Here is a 3452-nt window from a genome sequence, read left to right as displayed (position 1 = left end):
GCATAAGCGCGGAAGCTGAGGCCTTTGGCCACGCTTTGCGTTCGCGTAGCGTCGGCTTTGCCGAAACGCTTCATCGCGTAGCGTAGCCCTTCGGGCTAATCGCTAATCCCCTCACCAGCTGCTGCTGAGGTTCTAGCCAATACGTCCGCTAATATAAGCTTCTGTCTGTGAGTTCGCGGGTCGTTCAAAGATTTGCCTAGTCTCCCCAAACTCCATCATTGCCCCCAAGTACATAAACGCGGTATAATCCGATATCCTTGCTGCCTGTTGCATGCTGTGAGTCACAATCAAAATTGTGACTTGTTTCTTGAGCTCAGCAATTAATTCTTCAATGCTGGAAGTAGCAATGGGGTCAAGGGCAGAGGTGGGTTCATCGAATAAAATAATCTCTGGTTCAGCGACTAAAGCCCGGGCAATACAAAGACGTTGCTGTTGACCTCCAGATAGGTTATAGGCTGAGTCATAGAGCCGGTCTTTCACTTCATCCCACAAGGCCGCTCCCCGCAAGGCTTTCTCCATTTTGTCTTCAATCAGACGACGTCTATTTTCACCCCGCACTCGCAACCCATAGGCAACATTGTCATAAATTGATTTGGGGAAAGGATTAGGCTTTTGAAATACCATGCTAATCCGCATCCGCACTTCTATCGGGTCAATTTTCTTACCTAAAATGTTGACATCGGAGTCGAGCCAGATTGCTCCCTCGTAGCGATTACCAGGATAAAGGTCATGCATACGATTGAAGCATCGCAGTAACGTGGTTTTACCACACCCTGATGGTCCAATTAGTGCGGTTACTTGTTTTTCCGGCACCACTAAACTAATACTTTTAAGCGCCTGAAATGAACCATAGTAAAAACTGAGGTTATCCACCTCAGCTTTGGCGTTACTAATGCTTGAGTCGGATAATTTATCAGATATTTGTTCTACCATTTTAGACCTTTACGGAAGCGATAGCGTAGATAAATAGCAATACCATTCATAGCCAGAGTCATAGCAATTAACACTGTACCGGCTGCAGCTGCATTTGCCTCAAATGCCCGTTCAGGTCTAGATACCCAGGTAAACATCTGAATCGGCATAACTGTGAATTCAGACTGAAGCCATGCAAACAGCTGCTGTAAGTTTAGATAGGGAAATTCACCCTGAAAGGGAATATAGGGAAATTCGCTGTTTAATGGAGAATCTGGCAAAAAGCGAATAAATACTAGAGCACCAATGGTAACCACAGGAGCAGTTTCCCCAATTGCCCGAGATAAACCAATGATTACGCCTGTGAGAATACTACCAAAGGAATAGGGCAAAACATGATCCCAAATCATTTGCCACTTACTGGCTCCAAGGGCATAAGCAGCCTCCCGGAGATGATTAGGAATTGCCCGCAGTGCCTCTCGTGTGGTGACAATCACCACTGGCAGAATTAACAAGGCTAAGGTCAAACCTGCTGAGAGAATGCTTCGACCTAAATTCAACTCATAGACGAATAACCCCAAGGCTAATAAACCATAGACAATGGAGGGAACTCCTGCCAAATTCGTGACATTAATTTCAATGAAATCCGCTAGCAAGTTTTTTCGGGAATATTCTTCTAAATAAATTCCTGAAGCTACACCAATGGGTACCGCAGCTAAGGCAGTCACTAACATAATCAGACTAGTGCCTACCCAGGCGGACATAATCCCCGCTTTTTCTGCTCTACGACTAGGAAACGATGTAAAAAACTCTGGTGAAATCCGGGATATTCCTGAACTTACCATATGGACTATTAACGCCAGCAAGATAAATATAGCCACCAGAATAACTACCAAACCAACGATGGCAAAAATATGATTAATAAGCTTACGGCGATTTATATCTTCTCGAATTGTAAGTAATTGTTCCTGTGACATTTATAATCTTATAGCGGTTTTAATTGGGTAAGGTACAAAGTTCTGGGTTTTAGGGAGCAGGGAGCAGGGAGCAGGGAGCAGGGAGCAGGGAGCAGGGAGCAGGGAACACCGGATCTGGTAACAGGTAAAAAATCTTGTTTACCTGATAGTTATGAAAAACGCTTGTATGAATCTGGCAAACGCCAAGTAATACTTTTAAATTAACACTTTTTAATTTTTAATTAACCAAATAATAACGACTAATTACTAATAACTAGAATAGCATTTTTAATACTTATAAGGCACATTCAATTTTATCCCTACCCCCCTTCGGAAATTCCTACTCCCTACTCCCTACTCCCTACTCCCTAAAATAACAAAAATATGTACCTCACCCAATTGAAAAATACTATACTAATAAATTTCTCGATAACGCTTAGCTAAGAAATGTCCAATGATGTTTAGCACTAGAGTCATTAACACTAAGGTTAGTCCAGCCGCAAAAATGGTCTGGTATTCTAGAGTACCATGAGGCAGATCCCCAAGACTTACCTGGACGATGTAAGCAGTGATTGTAGCGGCTTGGTCTAGGGGATTCCAAGCTATTTTGGGTTGTAAGCCCGCTGCGATCGCAACAATCATCGTTTCCCCTACAGCCCTTGATGCTCCTAGGATGTAGGATGAGGCAATGCCTGAAATAGCAGCAGGAAACACAACGTTCCATGCTGTCTGTAAGCGAGTTGCTCCCATAGCATAAGACCCTTCCCGTAACTCTACCGGAACTGCTCGCATGGCATCTTCACTAATGGAACTAATAAAGGGAATAATCATCAAACCCATGACTAGACCCGCACTTAGCATATTAAAAACCGGCAATTCAGTAAAAATATTGCGCAGAAGAGGGCTAACCACCAGCAGGGCAAAATAACCATAAACCACTGTAGGAATTGCTGCTAAAAGTTCCAAACCTGGTTTTACTACTTCTCGTAATGTAGGAGGAGCAAATTCACTTAGGTAAATCGCAGCAATAGTTCCTGTGGGGATAGCAAGTAGGAGAGCAGTCGTAGCGGTTACTAGGGTTCCTGATATCAATGGCAAAATTCCGTAGTGTTTCTCTAGAAACATCGGTGTCCATTTGGTATCAGTGAGAAAATCAATTAATGAGACTTCCTTGAAAAATGCCAGAGATTCCCTAAGCAGGAAAAAGATAATTGCTGCCATAGTGGCGACAGAAGACAAGGCCGCCAAAAACAATAGTATTTCAATCCCTCTTTCTCGCAAATTGCGAATTAATTTTGGTGAGAGTTGTTTGGTCTGGTTAAGTCGGATCAGTTTTTCGGTCATTAAATCGGGAATAAATAAAAGTATTGTCTCAAGGCAGCTGTCAGCTGTCAGCTATCAATTATCAGCTATCAGCTATCAGCTGTCAGCATATGCTTAGATGGGCAAATCACCAGACTTTCAATTCTGATTAATCTCGAACTATCATATTTTTATGTTTGCGCGATGCGCACGCTACGGTAACAAAGTTTATTTTAAGCTGACGGCTGACAGCTGTTCGCGTAGCGTGAGCTAAAGGCTCAC

General features: G+C 43.2%; 3 protein-coding genes. All 3 read right to left on the bottom strand.

Annotation, left to right across the window (positions count from 1 at the left end; genetic code table 11):
• Positions 1-132: 132 nt before the first annotated feature.
• The 3 genes from pstB to pstC all read right to left on the bottom strand — a co-directional run bounded on the left by pstB (position 133) and on the right by pstC (position 3212).
• Complete coding sequence (gene pstB, locus F6K57_RS40200) at positions 133-933, bottom strand: phosphate ABC transporter ATP-binding protein PstB (protein WP_293074474.1); 801 nt, start codon at positions 931-933, stop codon at positions 133-135.
• The gene (pstA, locus tag F6K57_RS40195) at positions 927-1889 is read right to left on the bottom strand and encodes a phosphate ABC transporter permease PstA (RefSeq protein WP_293074472.1); all 963 of its coding nucleotides are present in this window, start codon (positions 1887-1889) and stop codon (positions 927-929) included. Before pstA ends, pstB begins: the two co-directional genes overlap by 7 nt.
• 393 nt (positions 1890-2282) lie before the next feature.
• Positions 2283-3212 (bottom strand): phosphate ABC transporter permease subunit PstC, encoded by a 930-nt coding sequence (gene pstC, locus F6K57_RS40190; RefSeq protein WP_293074469.1) that lies wholly within the window; start codon positions 3210-3212, stop codon positions 2283-2285.
• Positions 3213-3452 lie beyond the last annotated feature (240 nt).

Origin of the sequence: Moorena sp. SIO4A5 (genome assembly GCF_010672005.1) — a bacterium.
Taxonomy (GTDB): domain Bacteria; phylum Cyanobacteriota; class Cyanobacteriia; order Cyanobacteriales; family Coleofasciculaceae; genus Moorena.
The sequence above is the reverse complement of the archived record's forward strand: the minus strand, read 5'-3'. Positions and strand labels throughout refer to the sequence as shown.